Raw genomic sequence first — 18,693 nt, 5'->3', positions numbered from 1 at the left:
CTTATAATTTGTTTCCTTGTTGAAATTGTTTATAAAATTCTTCTTTCAGAACACCTATTTTTATTTTGTTTGTTTCATTTGTTCGAGGGAATTTATTTACTCGGATAATGTCATATGGTTCATATATAGAGCCCAACGATTTTTTTATTTCTGATGCGATTTCATCTTTTTGGATTTCTGTATTACTTTCAATGAAAATTACTATCTTATCTTTTGAATCAATTTCCATTGTAACTGTTTTTGACATAATTTGCTTTTCTTGTTTCAAAAAGGAATCAATATCATCTAGATTCACTCTAAAACCATTAATCTTAGCAAATGATTGTAACCTACCGCATATGTGAAGATTATTTTCATCATCGAAATAACCTATATCATTAGTGAGATATATATTTTTAGAAATTTTAAAAGGTATATCAATTGTATATTTATCCATTCCAATTGACGTACGGATAAGAATTAGCCCCTTTAAATTTTTCCCCTTTATAGGTTGATAGGTTTCTTCATCAACTAAAATAATTTTATATCCAGGTAAAGGTTTGCCAACATTACCAGTTTCAATAATGTTGTGTTTATAATTATGTAATGTAGCCAGCCCACATTCTGTAGTTCCATATCCCTGAATAGAAACTGCGCCAGTATATTCCATTACTTCTTCCATTAGTTCTTTGGTTATTTTATCAGAAGCTATATTTGCCATTCTTAATGAAATATTTGATTTGTTTTGTAATTTTAGGAATGGAAAAAGTTGTGTCCAAATGGTAGGTACTGCAACGAAAAAAGTAATTTTTTCATCTATTAAAGTTTTACTGATTATAAGTGGAGTTGGGTATGGAATATCATATAAAGATGCATTTGCTAATATACATTGAATTTTTGCTGTTACGCCACCATAATGAGAACCTGGATATACATTTAAATAATTATCTAAACTTGTAATATTTAAATGGTGATTAGCAATTATTCCTTGTCTTACTAAATTCTGTATAGAATAAATTACACCTTTGCATTTTCCTGTTGTTCCACTAGTATGGAAAATTAATTTACTTTCTACTTTTCTTTGTTTTATTTTGATGTTTCTCTGTTGTTTTTTTTCATGTAACTCTTTTGTACTAATAAAAATATGAGAAGAGCATAATGATTCTCTAATTCTTTCAATATTTACATTTCTGAAACTTGATCCATAAATAAAAAAAGAATCAGAATATGTCAACAAAATATCCTTTACATCTTTTTCTGTAAACCATGGATTTAAAGGAATATAAGTGATTTCTATAACAGAACTTACACATAATAATAAATATTGAAGAACGGAGTTTACATCAAATAAAATAACTTTTGATTTTTTCGGGATATCCTTAAAAAAATAAATTAAATTATTACATAACTCCAATAACTGAGAAAATGTATATTTATTAATTTTATCTGAATAACCAATTTTATCAGGATGTTTTTCAGCTGCTTTAGATAATTCAAAGTAGAGTATCTTCATTACATTTTTCCTATTTTCTTAAATACAAATCATATAATTCTTCAATCTCTGAATCAGTAAAATCATCTTCTGACAAATACATGCGATTTAATTTATACTCATTTTTAAATATATCAATATCAGTGTTATTAAAGTCGGAATATAAAGTCTGACGATATGAAATATTATTTGTATTTAATATTTCGAAAGTGTATTTCAAATCTGCAATACTTGAACCTGGTAGACCGATTATTACAAAGCAGTTTAGTTCAATATCCAAATCTTTACAAATTTTTGAAATTTCTAGAAGCTTTTCTTCTTGATTTGTTTTATGTTTATTGAGAAGATTTTCTTTTTTTGTAAGAACCTCAAGACCGATACTTATTCGTAAACAGCCAGATTTTTTAAATGTTTCAAGTAATTCTTTATCAAGAAAATATAATTCAGTACAAGCCTTCCATTTAATATTCATTTTCTGGTCAATCAAAGCTTTAGAAAATGCCATGTTCCATTCTTTTTTTAATACAAAAGTAGGACAATAAAATGAAAGATAATCAAAAGGAATCTTATTTTTTATTTCTTTAATATAATCTATAATTGATTCTATGGAATGTCGTCTGTCTCTTAATCCCTGATATTTAGGAATATGACAGAATGAACAGTTATTTGGACAGCCTCTTCCAATTGGAATTGTCAACTCTCTTTTTCCAGCAATTCCACTAAATTTCAATTTTGAATTTGAATACATTCTATCATAATCTTTTAATGGAATTTCTTCTATTTTTGGAAATTCTAAATCTTTTTGATCTATGAATTCTCCGTTTTCTCCAAAAATGTATTCCCCATTTCTTAAGGTACAAATTCCTGGAGTTGCTTTTTCTTCATTGCTTTTTAAGGAATTATAATATCCAACAATTCCACTTTCAGGATCTCCTGAAAATAAAATAGCATCTGGATTTAATTGCAGAAATTGTTTTGTGTACAGAACTGTGACTCGTCCAAATAAAAGAACTTTGGTTTTCCGACATACATTTTTAATTATTCCAATTGTATTATTTAAGGAGTTGATATTATCAAATTCCACCTGAATGCATACTAAATCATATTTGTTACTTAATTCGAGTAACAAATCCTTATAGGTAAAATTTAATACTCCTGCATCCAGACATTTTACCTCTGAATCAGTATGCTTTCGCATATATTGGGCTACTTCCCAAGAAAGTAATCTATGTCCTTCATTAAAATAAAAAGGAACTGATGGAGGAAGAAGAAAAAGAGTTTTCATAGTTATACCCACCTTATATTAGCATTAATAGAATTAAGGGTTTTGACAAAATCAACATATCCTCTATGAAGATGTTGAGCATTGTTTATTTTACATGAGCCATCGATAGATAATGCCAAAAGACTCAGTGCTGCGGCACCTCTTAAATCAGGAGATACTACTTCAGCAGGATGAAGGGGGATTCCTCCATGTATACTTACAGAATTATCATTAATTACGGAATATTTTGCGCCAAACTTTTCCATTTCTTTGATATATAAAAACCTATTTTCCCAAACACTTTCAGTTATATAGCTGGTTCCTTTTGCAGTAACACATGATGCAATTAGCATTGGGGCAATATCTGTATCTATTTCTTCTGTATCAATTTTTACTGGTTTATTATTTATACAGGAAGCAAGTATGGAATGCTTACTATTATTATCTTTTAAGGTTATCCCCATTTCTTTATAAATTTTTAATTCTTCATCAAGTTCTGACAAAGAAGCATTAAGAAGTTCAATTTCGCCTTTGAGAATAGCTAAGGCGGATATTATTGTTCCAACAACAATTCTGTCACAGCCTATTGTAAAGGTGCCTCCATGAAGTTTTTCGACTCCATGAACTATTATTTCTCTATTTTTTAAATCAGCATGAATATCTGCACCAATGCAATTTAAAAAATCGCATAAATCTTTGATAGGTCGTCTCCAATATGCGCCTTTTATTATTGTTGTTCCTTTTGCCAGAACCGACATAATTAAAGCTGTTTTTGTTGCCCCTGAAACATACTTATTGTTTTTTGTTCCATATAACGCATTAAAGTCTAAAGTTATAGCCTGTGGATCATTCTTTAATTCAGCATTAACAATTCCCTTTTCTGTATCTTCATTAATTTCTGCACCAAAAAGTTTCATTATTTGAAATATATGATTTATAGGACGAGTACCAATATCACATCCTCCAAAAGAAACCGGGAATGAAATTTTTCGTAATCGCATTAATAAAGAAGGAATAAAATACAAAGTTCCATGAACCAAATTCAAGTCCACTTGATCTCTTAACGAAGTTTCTTTATTAAGAATCTTTACAGAATTTTCTTCTATTTCTATTTCACTTCCCCATGCTTTCAAGTTTTCTAGAATAATACTTTGATCCATCATCATAGGAAGATTATGAATAACGACATTTTCTTGCGTAAGTAGTGAAGCACATAAGATTGGAATGGATGCAATCTTTGAGCCTTCTACTACTACAGAACCTGCAAGTCTGCTGGATTTTTCCGTTTGCAGCGTGTTATAAATAAAATTAGAACGATTAAATACTCTTACCTTTTTCATATATACCTTTTTTATTTTTTTTTAAATTACAAAAAAATTATAAATTATCGAAATATCCTTTATAAGCTTCTCCATCAGGTGAAGACCGACGGCAAGTATGTCTATATGGCTTATAGTTATATTTTTTATAAACATCACGCAAAGTTTTTATAACCTCAATTTCAAATTCCAAAGATGGAGGTTCTTTATTTGCAAGTTTTGTTCCTAAATCTGGATGAAATACAGCTTGTTGTGGAACAGCTCCAATTTCTGCAACTTTATGAATACCTTCAATAAGTGACTCCAATGGTTCTAAACCTGCAATGAACTGGCATGATAGTTTACCTTTTCCAAATAGTCTTGTTCCTTCTTTGAAAAGTTCAAGAAATTTTTCTCTACCATAAAAATGTTCTTTTCCAGGAACTATTTCTTTAAATAATTCTGGGTTCCATATCTCCATTGCAAAGGTTGGTTCATCAACAAGCTCAAGCATTTTTAATAAATCAAAATTATGTGGGGGCTGGACAAGGGTGTGTATTTTCATATCTTTTTTTAAAGATGGCTTTATCTTTTTTACAAGTTCTAATGCCTCTGAAAAACCTTTATCATAATCTGATAAGGAACCGCTTGATATTTCTAGATAATTAAATCTTGGATCACTTTCTTGGATGGTTTTTATTGCTTCAATAATCTTTTCTTGCGGTGGTGTCTCATGAGAATTGTGAAAATTATTAGATGTCGGAGCAATGCTGCAAAATGCGCATGGCATTTTATCTTTCCATAAATGGCATTGACGATTTAAGAAAATACCGATTGCATAAACACTATAGGTTGTTACATAGTGTACAATAGGCTCTCCATTTGATAATGTCTTACTATAAAAAGCAGGCCGAGGAGGTAAATTTATTTCACAAATATATTCATCATCATATGTGAGAAAATACTTTGATTTATCAAAATGCATTTTCCATGGACTGGAAGGTCGATATCTTACACCACAAACTACATCTTCAGGAAGAATAAATTCTTCAGGAATTACATTAATTCCTTCCTTTAGTTTTTGGCTACTGTTATTATATGAATTTGTCCATTCAGTAAATTTTGTTCCAAGCTCTTGAGTTGCTTCAGGAAGGATGTTAATACCTTCACACAGTAAACTCAGTTTTGCATGTCCTGGATTATGTAAATCTAATCCCATACTTTTTAATCCTCCACTTTTTTTTAAATTATAAATCCACAATTTGGAAATTGTCAAACAAATTATCATGTGTAATTGTATAGTAGTATTCTCCCTCTTCCTAAAAAATCAAGATTCTGATATATTACATGTATCCCACTATATAAAAGAGGTTAATTATGCCTTATACAGAACCAACAAGTCTTGCGATTGTTGCGTGTCCTGGTGGCGAGGCTTTCGCCAATGAAGTCATAACGCACCTTAAACACATGTACAAACACCGCTTCACTTTGAAGAACGATGTATTGTCAAAGCGTTATGAGCTGACTAAAGAAGAGCTTGTGAACAGAATCAATCTGGAGAATGATCTGCAGACGTCTGATCTGTGCATAAGAGGTGCAACCGATAAGTACCGTCCGCCTGTTTTCAAGGTAAATGCTCGGTTTACTTATTTTGCAAATGGTGAGGTGAAAACTGAACTGCTTGATACTGTCCGTGGAAAAGACGTTTTCATTTTCCAGGATGTTGAGAATCATGAAGTTCTTTCACTTAATGGCGGTGCAAACAAAGTTCGGATGACTGTAAATGATCATCTTGTTTCACTGCTCGTAACTATTGATGCTGTGCGAATTGCCGGTGCTGAGAAAATCACACTTGTAGTTCCTGCGTATCCGTATGCGCGTCAGCATAAGCGTAAGGGTCGTGAAGGTCTTACTGCCAGCCTGCTTGGTCATATTTATGAAATGCAGGGCGTAAACCGAATCATTACTCTCGACCTGCATTCCCGTGAAATTGTAAACGCTTTCTCATCTTGTAATCTTGATAACCTGCATGCAAGCTATCAGATTATCCGTGAGTTGAGCAAGATTGTTGATTTGACTGGTAAAACTGAGGATATGGTTATTGTATCTCCAGATACTGGTGCTATCGACAGAAATAAATTCTATGCTTCTGGACTTAAACTTCCACTTGCTATGATCTATAAAGAGCGCGATTACTCTATTGTAACTCAGGACGCTCATTCTACAAACATTAAGTCTGTTAAGTTACTTGGTGATGTTAAAGGTAAGGTTGCATTCCTTGCTGATGATATGCTGGGTACTGGTGGAACTCTGCTTAAGGCTATGGAGTTCCTTAAGAACGAAGGTGCTACAAAGGTTATTTGTGCAATTTCCCTTCCATTCTTTACAGGCGATGCAATCAAGAACTTTGATGAAGCTTATGAGAAGGGCTTGTTCTACCGCATTATCGGTACTAACGCCGTATATCACGAAGAGCTTCTGAAACGTGAATGGTATATCAGCACTGATGTAAGCGGATTGTTTGCTAACGTAATCACCCGCATTCACTACAATCAGTCGTTGAGCGAACTGCTTGATAATAGAAATATTATTGAGAAGGTGGTAAAGCACGAATAACGTTGTCCTTTGCGTGGACATCGGAACGACCTCGCTTAAGGCGGCGCTTGTAACTGCTGTGGGCGAGGTCGTTTCTTTTTGTTCCGTTCCATTTGAAGAGCCTCATGACAGGTTTGTTGCCTGCTCCTGGTACGACGCATTTTTGCGCGCGGTAGAAGGACTTGCTTGTGGTATGGGCGGAACGGATGCTGCAGGGGCTGTGCGTGTGGCCGGTATTTCTGTTTCCGGCAATGGCCCAACTGTTGTAACTGACTGCGGACTTACTTTCCGCTGGAATGAGGATACGGGCGCGGTGTCGGAGCTTGTGCCGGAATGCGCTCGGACTTCTCTTTTTATTCCAAAAATCCTTTCTGTTAGAAAACAATTTCCTGAGGTCTGGAAAAAATCGAAGAAGCTTTTTTCTGGTCCTGAATATCTTATATATGTTCTTACGGGTAATGCTGTTACGATTCTTCCGGAGGCTCGTTTTGAAAAAGCTTACTGGAATGATGATATGCTTGAAGCCTGTGGAATTAAAAACAATCTCCTGCCTGGCTTTGTAAAAACTGCATTTAATTGCGGTGTGTTTAAAAGTGAAGAAAAACTTGCTTTAGAGTTTACTGAAGATTGTCCGGTTTTTGCCGGTGGTCCTGATTTTGTTGTGGCTCTTATTGGTACGGGAACTTTGCAGGCTGGGCGTTTGTGTGACCGCTGTGGCAGTTCGGAAGGTCTTAATTTCTGTACGGACCGTCCTGTTTCGGGTGAAACTCTTCGTACTTTGCCTTCTGTAATCAGCGGGCTGTGGAATGTTTCTTATCTTATTCCAGATAGCGGTGAGCTTTCTGAAGAGGAACGTCTTAATGCGGTAGAGAAGGGCGTTGGATGTCTGAGAGCCGCGGCTGAGACTGCCGGTATCTCTTTTCCTTCTGAGATGTCTGTAACGGGCGGTCAGACTAATGATGAGCTTCTGCTTAAAGATAAGGCTGAACGACTTGGTATGAAGATTCTGCGCCCGGCTGATAATCACTTTGTACACAGTGAACTGCTTGGCGATGCCTGTGCCGGCTGGTTTGGTCTTGGCGTTTATGATTCTCTGCAGAGTGCTGCGGAAAAAATTGTGAGGTTGAAAAGTTATGAAAATCTATAAAATTCCGAGTGACCTCAAAGCCTTTATTTTTGATATTGATTCAACTTTATATACAAATTCTGCATATGCCTTTGAACAGGTGGACTGTCAGGTGCGTCAGTTTGCAAAGGAGAGGGGAATTACTGCGGATGAAGCACGCCGTATGGTTGCTGATTACCGCAAAAAGTTTGCAGCAGAGCATAATGGCAGTAAAGTTAGCCTTGGAAATACTCTGCTTGCTTTTGGTGTGCCTATTGAACAGAGTGTGCAGTGGCGGCGGGAACTTCTAGAGCCATCGGATTTTCTTGGCCGCGACGAAAAGCTTATTGAAACTCTGAAAATCCTTCAGTCAAAATATAAACTTATCTGTGTTACAAATAATCCTGTGCTTCCTGCCCGAAAAACTCTGGAAGCTATTGGTGTTTCTGAATTCTTCCCGGAAATTGTCGGTCTTGATACCTGCTTCAAATCAAAACCTGCTGTTGAGCCGTTCCAGACTGCAGTTGAGCGTCTTGGAGACGGAATTCGTGCAGAAAACTGCCTTGCTGTAGGTGACCGATATGATATGGACATCGCTTTACCCCTTGAAATGGGCATGGGGGGAATTTTGATAAGTGGTGTAGAAGAAGTATACCAAATTTTAAAAAGTGTGTTATAATATTAGTAATGAAAACGCGACCGTTCATTTCAAATATTGAATTGACCAATGATGGTAAATTATCTCTATTTTTTATTGGAACTGGCAATGCCTTTACTAAAACGTCTTTTCAAACCAATCTTCTGCTTGTAAAAGGTAAGGAGCATCTTCTTATTGACTGTGGAACTTTATGTTCTTATGCTTTTGAAAATCTTTACAACGGAAAAATCACAGATATCAGGAATCTTTTGCTTACACATCCCCATGCAGATCATATTGGTGGTGTTGAAGAAATGGCTCTTGCCGGTAAATACATTACAAAGCAGAAAATAAATCTTATTATAAATGATGAGTTTAAAAAGCTTCTGTGGAATCAATCTCTTCGTGGCGGTATTCAGTACAGTGAAGAAGGAAAAATGACTTTTGAAGATTATTTTAATCAGCTTAAGCCAAAACAGATTCTGAAAAAGCCTTTTGAAATGTATGAAATTGACGCTTTTGGAATGAATCTTAAACTATTCAGAACCCGTCATGTTTGTACAAAAAGAGATTCACTTAAGAATTCTCAGATTTCCTATGGACTGATTATTGATGATAAGGTATTATTTACTGCCGACACTCAATATAATCCAACTCAGTTGAAATTTTTGCTGGATAAATATAAGAATATCGAAGTTATTTTCCATGACTGTGATATAAAAGGTTTTTCTCGAGGCGTTCATGCCGCTTATGATGAACTGAATCTTTTACCGGCTGAGATTCGGGCTAAGACCTATCTGTGCCACTATTCTGAAGCTGTAAATACAATTGATGCTTTGGTTGATGGTTTTGCAGGTTTAGCTAAGCACTGGGTTTATTATGATTTTGATTAGGTGATGATTTTGCTATTGTAATACCTAACCAAAATGTAGTGCGTTCGAATAAAATTAATAAGGTCCTGTAGCTCACTTGGATAGAGCGGTTGCCTCCTAAGCAACAGGTAGTGCGTTCGAATCGCATCAGGATCATAATTTAAAAGCTCACATGGATAGAGCAAAAAATTGGTAAAATGCTAAAATCTTCGCTGGCGCAAAGATTTTTTAACGCATTTTGCTATTGTTACCCTAACCAAAAGGTAGTGCGTTTGAATCGCATCAGAATCATAAAAAATTCTAAAAACGATGGGGAGTTCTTATGAAAAAGTTGCTGGTGGCTTCTTCTAATCAAGAAGTGTTGGGTGTTGTTAAGAATGCCTGTCTGAATTATTCTGATTATTTTGAGCCTATCTTCTGTCCGGATACAGAAGAAGCCATGAGCTTTGTTGATTATGAACTCCCGGAAATCAAAATTCTTGATTTTACATCAACTGATATAGACTGTGATAAAATCTTAAAAGCAATCAGTTCTGACCCTTGGCTTCATAATGGTGGAATTATTGCTGTTTCAACTAATCCTTCTGAAGCGCAGAAAATTGAAGATCTTAAGGATCCTAACATTCTGATTGTTCAGACTCTTTATACTTTCAAACAGAATTTCAGCGGACTTTTGCGAAGTCTTATCCGTAATCAGCAGTTCCTCTTTAATCGTGGTATGCAGGATCGTATTGGAACAGAAGAGAAGGGATTTTTTGTCTGTGATAATAATCCGATGGATATCCGTCTGTATACCGGCTTCCTTGTAAATTATCTGTATTGCACAAACCGTATTGATGATGATGGCCGCTTTGCCCTTCAGTCTACTCTCATGGAGCTGCTTACAAATGCGCTTGAGCATGGTAACTGTGGAATCTCTTATGAAGAAAAATCTGAATGGCTGAATAACGGCGGTATCATTCTTGATTTGATAGATCAGAAACTTCGTATGCCTGAGTATGCAGAACGTAAGATTCATATCGAGTATGAAATCGGAAAAGAAAAATCTACCTTTGTTGTAAAAGATGATGGTGATGGTTTTGACTGGAGATCAAGACTGAGTGATTCTGCTCCTGGCGTTGAAGAAGCACATGGACGTGGTATTGCCCTTTCAAAATCTCTTGTTTCTGATTTGCGCTATAATGATAAAGGAAATGAAGTTTCTTTTGATATTCAGAATATCAGAAATGTTTCGAATACTGTTCCTGGAATCATGATGCCGTTTAAGGCAATTGAATATAAAAAGCACGATATCATCTGCCGTCAGAATGAGCCTTCTAATGATTTGTACTTTATTGTTTCTGGCCGCTACGGAGTATATGCAAACCGTAAACTGATTTCTGTTCTTACTCCAAACGATATGTTTATTGGTGAAATGGCATTCCTTTTGAATGACCGCCGTTCTGCAACAATTATGGCAGCTGAGGATGGAAAGCTGATTCGTATTCCAAAGACTATGTTCTTAAATTTAATAAGGAAGAATCCGCATTACGGACTCTTCCTTTCAAAGCTGCTTGCACAGCGAGTAATCCGACAGAACCGAAGAACACTTCAGCTGTCTGCCGAGATTGCACAGCTGAAGGCTCAGAAGTCTTAGAATAATCCGCTGATTACTCCATTATCATCCACATCAATATCCAGTGCGGCAGGAGCCTTTGGAAGTCCTGGCATTGTCATGATGTCGCCGGCAAGTGCTACTACAAAGCCTGCTCCAGCATACAACTGAACGTCGCGAACCGGGAATGTGTAGCCGCTTGGAGCTCCAATGAGTTTTGGATCGTGGCTGATAGAGTTCTGAGTTTTCGCAACGCATACTGGAAGTTTTCCATAACCTGCGTCTTCAAAAGCCTTAAGCTTTTTAAGTGCTGCAGAGTCAAACTCAACGTCATCTGCACGGTAAATCTCTTTAGCAAGTTTTCTGATTTTGTCAGCAAGTGGAAGATCAAGTTCGTAAAGAGGATGGTAATCAGCTTTACCATTGTCTGCAAGTTCTGCAACAGCTTTAGCGAGATCTTTTGCACCTTCTCCGCCATTTCCCCAGCCTTCTGTAAGAATAGCCTGAGAACCTACATTGCGGCAAAGTTTTTCGATAAGAGCAATTTCTTCGTCTGAGTCTGTAATAAACTTATTGATTGCAACTACAGATGGGAGTCCGAATTTTGCAATGTTTTCGATATGAGTCTTAAGGTTAGCAAAACCTTTTTCAAGTGCTGCTGTGTCTGGCTTACTGAGATCTGCCTTGGCAACTCCACCGTGCATCTTAAGTGCGCGGATTGTCGCAACAATTACAACTGCGCTTGGCTTGAGACCTGCGGCGCGGCACTTGATGTCGAGGAACTTTTCTGCTCCAAGGTCTGCTGCAAAGCCTGCTTCAGTTACAACGTAGTCTCCTGTTGCAAGGGCACACAAAGTTGCATTCACACTGTTACAGCCGTGAGCGATATTTGCAAATGGTCCGCCGTGTACAAAGGCAGGATTCTTTTCCAGAGTCTGTACAAGGTTTGGTTTGATTACATCTTTAAGAAGGGCTGCAATTGCGCCTGTGCACTTAAGCTGACCAAAAGTAATGTTTTCGCGGGCATAGTTCTGGCCGATTACGATGCGGTCAATGCGTTCTTTAAGTTCGCTGATTGTACGGCTCAAACATACAATTGCCATGATTTCTGAAGCAACTGCAATTGAGAAGTGATCTTCGCGAGGAACTCCCTGAAGGCGTCCGCCGAGTCCGATTGTGATGTTGCGGAGGGCACGGTCATTCAAGTCTACACAGCGCTTCCATGAAATTGTACGTGGATCAATTCCAAGTTCATTGCCCTGCTGTAAGTGGTTATCAATAAGAGCTGCAATCAGGTTATTTGCAATTGAGATTGCGTGAATGTCACCTGTAAAGTGCAAGTTGATGTCTTCCATTGGAACAATCTGTGCGTATCCGCCGCCACAGGCACCACCTTTTACACCAAAACAAGGTCCAAGACTAGGCTCACGAAGAGCAACAACAGTTTTCTTTCCGATTTTATTAAGTCCGTCTGCAAGTCCAATTGAAACTGTGGACTTTCCTTCACCAGCCGGAGTAGGGGTAACAGCAGTAACAAGAATCAGTTTTCCAGGCTTTGAAGCAGCCTTTTCCTGCAAGGCACGAAGTTCATCAAAAGTAATTTTAGCCTTATAAGGTCCATAATTTTCGAGCTTGTCTGCTGTAATTCCGATTTTTGCAGCAACATCTGCAACCGGAATCATTTTGTTTTTCTGAGCGATTTCAATATCTGTCATAAAACGTCCTTTGGGTATTTTTCAGTTCACATTTTATATGATTAGAAGGGTTTTAACAAGTAAGGGGAAAATCTGATAACTTAGGAGAAAATTTGCACTTCAAATATTTGAAAATACAGGAATCTCCCCTTATAATAAAATAAGAGGAGAAAAAAATGGATGAAAAACTAATGGAAAAAGTTAAGGTGAAGGCAATGAGTTCTCTGCTTCATCGTAATGTGCTTGGCGGACTTGGTATGCTGCTTCCTGTAATCAGTATTATTGGCGGGCTGTTTGTAAAAAATAAACCGGAGTCCTGGTGGTATTCTATCAGCGTAACTTATTATATTACGCCGGCGCTGCCGATTATTCTGGGTGCCTGTGCTATTTTTCTTTTATGCTATAGATCTTATGAGAAAATTGATACGATTATAAATGTTCTTTCGGGAATTTTTGCATTTGGAGTAGTTTTATTTCCTTGTGCTAATCCATATGGAATTGAATCGGTTGGTTTTTTTCAGATTCCTGTTGGAGTTTCTGATGTAATTCATTCAATCTGTGCAATGCTGCTTTTTGCTCTTCTGGCTTATAATATCGGCTGGCTTTTTACACGCGGAACTAATGAGAGAAACAATAAAATCTACAGAATCTGTTCTTACGCAATGATTATGATTATGGCTATTTTCTTTATTATCATAATTGCAGGTTTGTTTGGACTTAATTATCCAAAGTGGCTGACAATGGTTGTAGAGGCTGTACTGCTGCTTTTGTTTGGTTTTGCGTGGCTGGTAAAAGGTCAGTTATTCAACTTTTCCAAGTCGTCGTCGTAAAGTTCTTTATATTCGCCGGGCTTAAGGTCCGGATCAAGTTCGAGCCTTCCCATAGAGATTCTCTTGAGGAAGGCTATTTTATTTCCAACGGCAATAAACATTCTCTTTACCTGATGGTATTTGCCCTCATAAATTGTGAGGTGAGCGGTGCTGGCATCAATCCATTTGATTTGAGCTGGTTCTGTGGTGAACGGCGGGTCATTGTCGTCCGGTCCAACTTCGATGCCTTCTGCGAACTGTGCGGTGATTTCTTGCTGATGGTCGGGAGTCTCGGGATGTTCCAGGCAGCACAGATATGTTTTATTGATGTGGTTCTTTGGGGATATGAGACGGTGAGTCAGCTCTCCATCGGTTGTAAAAAGCAGAAGGCCTTCTGTGTCCATATCCAGACGGCCAACAAGGTGAAGTTTGTCCTGTAAATAAGGAGTTCTGAAACTATCATCAAGCAGATCAAAAACTGTCTGGTGTTCACCGTCTTTATTTGAAGAAACTACGTGCTGAGGCTTATTCATCATCAGATATACATGCTGGTGAAGATTTACTTCTTCGCCGTCTACGCTGATTGTGTCAGTGTCCGGGTCTATCTGAGTGGCAGGATCATAAGTACGGCTGCCATTCACAAGGACTTCATACTTGCGGAGAATCTTTCTGATATCTTTTCGCGAGCCAAAGCCCTCGTGTGCCAGCAGCTTGTCTAAACGTTCTTTTGCCATGAGCGGAACTTCAGATTATTTTCTGTCCATAAGCGGAACAAAGTCGCGCTCTTTTGAGATGTTCTTGTAAGCTGGGCGGTAAATACGACCACCACTTACAATTTCCTCAATGCGGTGAGCTGACCATCCTGCAATACGAGAAATTGCAAAGATTGGTGTAAAGAGCTCGCGAGGAATGTTGAGCATTGTATAAACAAAACCAGAGTAGAAGTCTACGTTGGCACAAACGCGTTTATCTGAATGGTGAACTTCCTGAATAATTGCAGGAGCAACCTTTTCAATCAAATCATACAAAGCAAATTCTTCCATGCAGCCCTTTTCTTTAGCAAGCTGTTTAGCCTTTGCTTTAAGAAGAACTTCACGTGGGTCGCTGATTGTATAAACTGCGTGTCCCATTCCGTAAACAAGACCTGAACGGTCAAAAGCTTCTTTTGTTGCAATCTTTTTGATGTAAGCAGAAACTTCTTTTTCGCTTGTCCAGTCTTTTACGTTTGCCTTGATATCATCCATCATTTCTACAACGCGGATATTTGCACCACCATGGCGGCGTCCCTTAAGGGAACCAACGGCAGCAGCCATTGCAGAATATGTATCTGTATCGGCAGATGAAACAACGTGAACTGTAAGAGAAGAGTTGTTACCACCACCGTGTTCTGCGTGAAGAATAAGGGCAAGGTCAAGAATCTCTGCTTCAAGGCGAGTGTACTGTTTGTCTGAGCGGATAAGGCGGAGGAAGTTTTCTGCTGTAGAAAGCTCCGGCTTAGGATTATGAATGAACAGAGATTTATTATCGTAGTAGCGGCGCTTTGCCTGATATCCGTAAGCTGCAAGTGTAGAGAATCGGGCAATCAGCTGAATACACTGCTTGATTACATTTGCTACACTGCGGTTTTCAGGATCATCATCATAAGAGTAACTTGCAAGAACACCACGTGCCATCTTATTCATGATATCGTTTGAAGGTGCCTTCATAATCATGTCTTCTGTAAAGTTTGAAGGAAGAACACGGCATTCACCAAGATACTTTGAGAAAGTTTCAAGCTTATCCTTATTAGGAAGTTCTCCAAAAAGAAGGAGATAAGCGCACTGTTCATAGCCGAACTGATGATTCTTTTCTGCGTCTTTAATAAGATCTTCTACGTTATAACCGCGGTATACAAGGCGGCCAGGAACTGCAATTTTCTGACCATCCTGCATTTCGTAACCAACTACATCACCAATGCGTGTAAGACCAACAAGAACACCGGTTCCATTCGCGTTACGGAGGCCTCGTTTAACATCGTATTGCTGGTAAAGTTTCTGATCGATAGGGTCGTTGTGGACCGCGAGTTTCTCAAGCTTCTTCAGAATAGCTGTTTCTTCTTTTGTTGACATCATTGCCTCCGTTTATACAAAGAGATTGCATAATTAGTTGTCTATTTGCATAATTATGCATTTGTAATACATTAAAATTACATAATTATACGGATTTTTGAGAGATTATGCAATGAGTTTTGTAAAAAAGATGTTGTAGGTTTACTTTGCAAAACGTTCGGCAGGGGTTACAAACCAGACTGCTTCCATAGTTGTGTCACCGTCATTTTCGAGAACATGAGGCGATCCTGAAGAGAACGAAACGCTGTCGCCCTCTGAGAGGAAGTATTCTGTACCTGCGTAAGTGAATTTTGCGCGGCCTTTGAGTATGAGACCGATTTCGCGGCCGATATGGCCGAAAGAACCGTGATGTGTATGTGAGCCGGCAGGAATCTTTATGATGTAGGATTCTGTAGAGTTTTCGCCGCTTGGAGCACCAGGGCGTGCGAGTTCTTCATAAATAACTTCGTCTTCTTTTACAGAAGCGCGTGATTCTCCGCGGATAATATGAACAGGACGTTCCTTGCGGTATTCCTCAAAAAGATATTCAAGGTTAATGTCCAGAACATCAGCAAGAGCGAGCAGAGTATCAATTGCAGGAGAAACGTGATTTCTTTCAATCTGAGAAACAAGACTTTCACTTACACCAGCTCGCTGTGCTACAACTTTAAGTGTATAGCCTCTGTGCTCTCGTGCCTGACGGAGCTTTTCACCGAAGTGATAAGGGATTTTTTTTGCTTTTGGTTCCTCATCAGGATTTTGCGAAGGTGTCATTATTTTGTTTCTCCTTGTTTTCTTCTGTTACGAATTGAATAAAGTAATCTTCCAGTGTTTTTCTAGGGCCTTCAAGCTTAAGGCGTGCACGGGAACGGGCATTATCGCGGCGGATTGTATACATGGAATAGAAGTCTCTGTAGTCAAGACCGGCATCGGCCTTTACGTGCTCTCCAAGGAATTTAGAAACCTCATCACGACCAATAGCAGGAATACCCTTAGTTTTTAATATAGTACGCAGGGTTTGAATCTGTTCTGTAGAAATACCGAAAAGGAATTCCTCCATTGCCTGAGAAACCCCGTCGTCTCCCATTTTATGCTTAATAAAACTAATCCACTGATCATCCATCTGCATGGAAATCAAAAGAAGTTCACTGGTTCCCATCATTGTTCCAAAGGCTGGAGCAAGCTTACGTCTTGCTGTCCATACCGACTGTAAAATTGGAGCAACGTTTTCACTTGTTTCATCATTCCAATGTTCCCAAAGCAGCAGAAGAGAAAGTGCCCATTCACGGCGGAATTCCATTGGCTGCGAAGTATCAGAAATCAGATTCAAATAAACATCCTCTGCAAGCAGAGAGAACATGGAAAGTATAGTTTCTGTATCAAAGGCCTTGGAAAGTTTTTCGTAATCTTTTCCCAGATGGCCTGCGTATTTTGCAAAGTTAGAAAGTGTATGTGCCTTAGCTATAAGGAGACTTTTTCCGAGAACGGCTTTAGAAGGAAGGCGGAGAGTACGGTCTCCGGCGTCCTGGTGTTTAATAAGAGATTCAATAAGAGTTGTTCGGGTTCTTGTGCTACCAGAAAGCTCTGAACGTTCAAGCAAAGAAGGGAATTTTGAAACTGAAAAATCTATGGAGTTTAAATCCATGATTCGGTTAACAAAGGTTTCGTAATGTTCTTTATCGTGTTCTTTAGTGTAGTCCAGCAGCTGATTTATAAGTTCATTTTGACGGTCGGTAAACGCACCATTACTATCGGCAGCGGACTGCTGATCTTCTGCTGTATGATCGAGAAACGAATTTATGTCAACCTGTTCAAATTCTTGAGTATCCATATTGTCAGTTTATTAGAGTCAGAACTTTTTAATAATACTAAAGCGTTTAAGATATACTGAACTTTAGTTCTTCTATTATAAATCATATTTTTTATTTGTCTAGCCGATAATTAAAAATAAAGGATAGTTCTTATGATAAAAAAACTGATTTTTTCAGCAGCTTTTCTCCTGACTTTTTGTGTTGTATTTGCTCAGGATGCAAACACTTCTGATAGCGGGTCACAAATTGAATTATACACTGCAAAACAGCAGCAGTTACGTATAAAAGCAGAAAATGTCCGTCTCATACCAGATACAAAGAACGGCGGCTATCATTTATATGTCAAAAAAACAGAAAATGAAAATTCAATCCTTTTGACAGAGACAACAAAGGATCCTGCCGGAAAAAGCGACAGCTATGCTTATCGTGCAAAAGAATATAACTCAATAAACGGAGATGAAATCCGCTATCTTGATGGTAAAAAACTCGAATCAGAGGGTTCAAAATACAGTCTTGTAGATTCAACAGTTGAAAATACGAGTTTTTTTGGTCCTGCCTTTCATATTTATATTCCGGAAACAATTATTTATGGTTATGAATGGTCCCGTCATGGCGAAATAACCATTGGAAAAGGAACTTTCATCAATATCCGTTCTTTTGAAAAGCCTTATGCTGATTATACCGGCGATTTTATGGACAGTCCTTTTATGTTTGACTTAAAGATTAAAAAACGTCCTAAACCGCAGCCAAAACCGGAGTCAAAACCGGCACCTCTTCCAGAGCCTGAACCGGAATCAGAACCTGAGCCTGAGCCGATTGAAGAGCCGGAAACAATCCTTACAGATGACTATAATCCTGTTGCAAGTGAAAAATTTAAGGAAATGTCAGATGATATTATCTATTCCAAGGGGCCTGAAACAATTATTGATGATATAAAAGGGCTTTTGGAAGATATTGAAGATAAAGATAATCTGGACCTCGTATTTGCAATTGATGCTACGGGAAGTATGAAAAATGATATTGATAAGCTGAAATCTGATATGCAGCCAATGCTCGCCGAGATTTTTGGCGGAAGTCCGGGTGTAAGAGTAGGATTACTGTTTTATAGAGATTATGGCGACACCTTTAAGTATATGGATCTGCCTGTAAAAGTGTTCCCGTTTACCTCTAATTTTACTAGCTTTTCAAAAAATCTGAACTCAATCCGCATTTATGGTAAGGAAGGTGGAGATATTCCTGAAGCTGTTTATGAAGCAATGTATGCATCGTGCGAGTTTTATTCATGGCGCACAACGGCACAAAAGAAAATCATTCTGATTGGAGATGCAGAACCACATCCAACACCAAGAGGAACCAGAAAATATTCAAAAGATTTTGTAATGGGATTAGCAGCGAGCAGAAAAATTAAGATACACTCAATTCTTCTGCCTCGTGATTAGATGTTCACAGCCGGAAT

At 37.9% G+C, this 18,693-nt stretch carries 16 protein-coding genes and 1 tRNA gene; 8 read left to right on the top strand and 9 right to left on the bottom strand.

What is annotated here, in order from left to right; genetic code table 11:
* Position 1: 1 nt before the first annotated feature.
* Genes BMY21_RS03485 through BMY21_RS03470 form a run of 4 tightly spaced genes read right to left on the bottom strand, consistent with a single transcriptional unit; the run spans position 2 to position 5,252 of the window.
* A complete protein-coding gene (locus tag BMY21_RS03485) occupies positions 2-1,492 on the bottom strand; it encodes a class I adenylate-forming enzyme family protein (RefSeq protein ID WP_074640976.1) in 1,491 nt (496 codons plus the stop codon).
* A 10-nt stretch (positions 1,493-1,502) separates the two neighbouring features.
* Positions 1,503-2,756 carry a B12-binding domain-containing radical SAM protein gene (locus BMY21_RS03480; protein WP_074640974.1) on the bottom strand — a complete coding sequence of 418 codons (1,254 nt, stop codon included), beginning with the start codon at positions 2,754-2,756 and terminating at the stop codon, positions 1,503-1,505.
* A gap of 2 nt (positions 2,757-2,758) precedes the next feature.
* Entirely contained in the window at positions 2,759-4,075 is a 1,317-nt protein-coding gene (locus tag BMY21_RS03475; protein WP_074640972.1) for a UDP-N-acetylglucosamine 1-carboxyvinyltransferase, read from the bottom strand.
* A gap of 37 nt (positions 4,076-4,112) precedes the next feature.
* A complete protein-coding gene (locus tag BMY21_RS03470) occupies positions 4,113-5,252 on the bottom strand; it encodes a radical SAM protein (protein WP_074640971.1) in 1,140 nt (379 codons plus the stop codon).
* Between the two features lie 158 nt (positions 5,253-5,410).
* On the opposite strand from BMY21_RS03470, the gene prs reads away from it, so the two are divergent.
* The 6 genes from prs (at position 5,411) to BMY21_RS03440 (ending at position 10,878) form a co-directional block, all read left to right on the top strand.
* Positions 5,411-6,649: a ribose-phosphate diphosphokinase gene (gene prs / locus BMY21_RS03465; RefSeq protein ID WP_074640969.1), complete on the top strand. Its 1,239-nt coding sequence runs from the start codon at positions 5,411-5,413 to the stop codon at positions 6,647-6,649.
* A 13-nt stretch (positions 6,650-6,662) separates the two neighbouring features.
* Entirely contained in the window at positions 6,663-7,775 is a 1,113-nt protein-coding gene (locus BMY21_RS03460) for an FGGY family carbohydrate kinase (RefSeq protein WP_074640967.1), read from the top strand.
* Positions 7,762-8,412, top strand: coding sequence for an HAD family hydrolase (locus BMY21_RS03455; RefSeq protein WP_074640966.1), 651 nt, complete (start codon positions 7,762-7,764; stop codon positions 8,410-8,412). The genes BMY21_RS03460 and BMY21_RS03455 overlap by 14 nt, the downstream gene beginning before the upstream one ends.
* 8 nt (positions 8,413-8,420) lie before the next feature.
* Positions 8,421-9,263: an MBL fold metallo-hydrolase gene (locus BMY21_RS03450; RefSeq protein ID WP_074640964.1), complete on the top strand. Its 843-nt coding sequence runs from the start codon at positions 8,421-8,423 to the stop codon at positions 9,261-9,263.
* A gap of 61 nt (positions 9,264-9,324) precedes the next feature.
* Positions 9,325-9,398 (top strand) — tRNA-Arg (locus BMY21_RS03445).
* Positions 9,399-9,564: 166 nt separating this feature from the next.
* Positions 9,565-10,878, top strand: coding sequence for a cyclic nucleotide-binding domain-containing protein (locus BMY21_RS03440; protein ID WP_074640962.1), 1,314 nt, complete (start codon positions 9,565-9,567; stop codon positions 10,876-10,878).
* Here the strand turns inward: BMY21_RS03440 and BMY21_RS03435 are convergent.
* Entirely contained in the window at positions 10,875-12,551 is a 1,677-nt protein-coding gene (locus BMY21_RS03435) for a formate--tetrahydrofolate ligase (protein ID WP_074640960.1), read from the bottom strand. The genes BMY21_RS03440 and BMY21_RS03435 overlap by 4 nt on opposite strands.
* 155 nt (positions 12,552-12,706) lie before the next feature.
* On the opposite strand from BMY21_RS03435, the gene BMY21_RS03430 reads away from it, so the two are divergent.
* The gene (locus tag BMY21_RS03430; protein ID WP_074640958.1) at positions 12,707-13,360 is read left to right on the top strand and encodes a hypothetical protein; all 654 of its coding nucleotides are present in this window, start codon (positions 12,707-12,709) and stop codon (positions 13,358-13,360) included.
* Here BMY21_RS03430 and BMY21_RS03425 read toward each other — a convergent pair.
* The 4 genes from BMY21_RS03425 to BMY21_RS03410 all read right to left on the bottom strand — a co-directional run bounded on the left by BMY21_RS03425 (position 13,327) and on the right by BMY21_RS03410 (position 17,257).
* Positions 13,327-14,073 carry a pseudouridine synthase gene (locus BMY21_RS03425; RefSeq protein WP_074640956.1) on the bottom strand — a complete coding sequence of 249 codons (747 nt, stop codon included), beginning with the start codon at positions 14,071-14,073 and terminating at the stop codon, positions 13,327-13,329. The two genes, BMY21_RS03430 and BMY21_RS03425, sit on opposite strands and share 34 nt — an antisense overlap.
* 15 nt (positions 14,074-14,088) lie before the next feature.
* Positions 14,089-15,450, bottom strand: coding sequence for a citrate/2-methylcitrate synthase (locus BMY21_RS03420; RefSeq protein WP_074640954.1), 1,362 nt, complete (start codon positions 15,448-15,450; stop codon positions 14,089-14,091).
* Positions 15,451-15,588: 138 nt separating this feature from the next.
* On the bottom strand, positions 15,589-16,200 hold the full coding sequence (locus tag BMY21_RS03415; RefSeq protein WP_074640952.1) for a helix-turn-helix domain-containing protein: 612 nt from the start codon (positions 16,198-16,200) through the stop codon (positions 15,589-15,591).
* Positions 16,178-17,257, bottom strand: a complete 1,080-nt coding sequence (locus BMY21_RS03410) for a hypothetical protein (protein ID WP_074640950.1) — start codon at positions 17,255-17,257, stop codon at positions 16,178-16,180. Before BMY21_RS03410 ends, BMY21_RS03415 begins: the two co-directional genes overlap by 23 nt.
* A 132-nt stretch (positions 17,258-17,389) precedes the next feature.
* Between BMY21_RS03410 and BMY21_RS03405 the strand changes: the two genes are divergently transcribed.
* Positions 17,390-18,676 carry a vWA domain-containing protein gene (locus BMY21_RS03405; protein ID WP_083379659.1) on the top strand — a complete coding sequence of 429 codons (1,287 nt, stop codon included), beginning with the start codon at positions 17,390-17,392 and terminating at the stop codon, positions 18,674-18,676.
* Positions 18,677-18,693: the final 17 nt, after the last annotated feature.

This window comes from Treponema bryantii (assembly GCF_900111035.1).
In the GTDB taxonomy this organism is placed as follows: domain Bacteria; phylum Spirochaetota; class Spirochaetia; order Treponematales; family Treponemataceae; genus Treponema_D; species Treponema_D bryantii_C.
The sequence above is the reverse complement of the archived record's forward strand: the minus strand, read 5'-3'. Positions and strand labels throughout refer to the sequence as shown.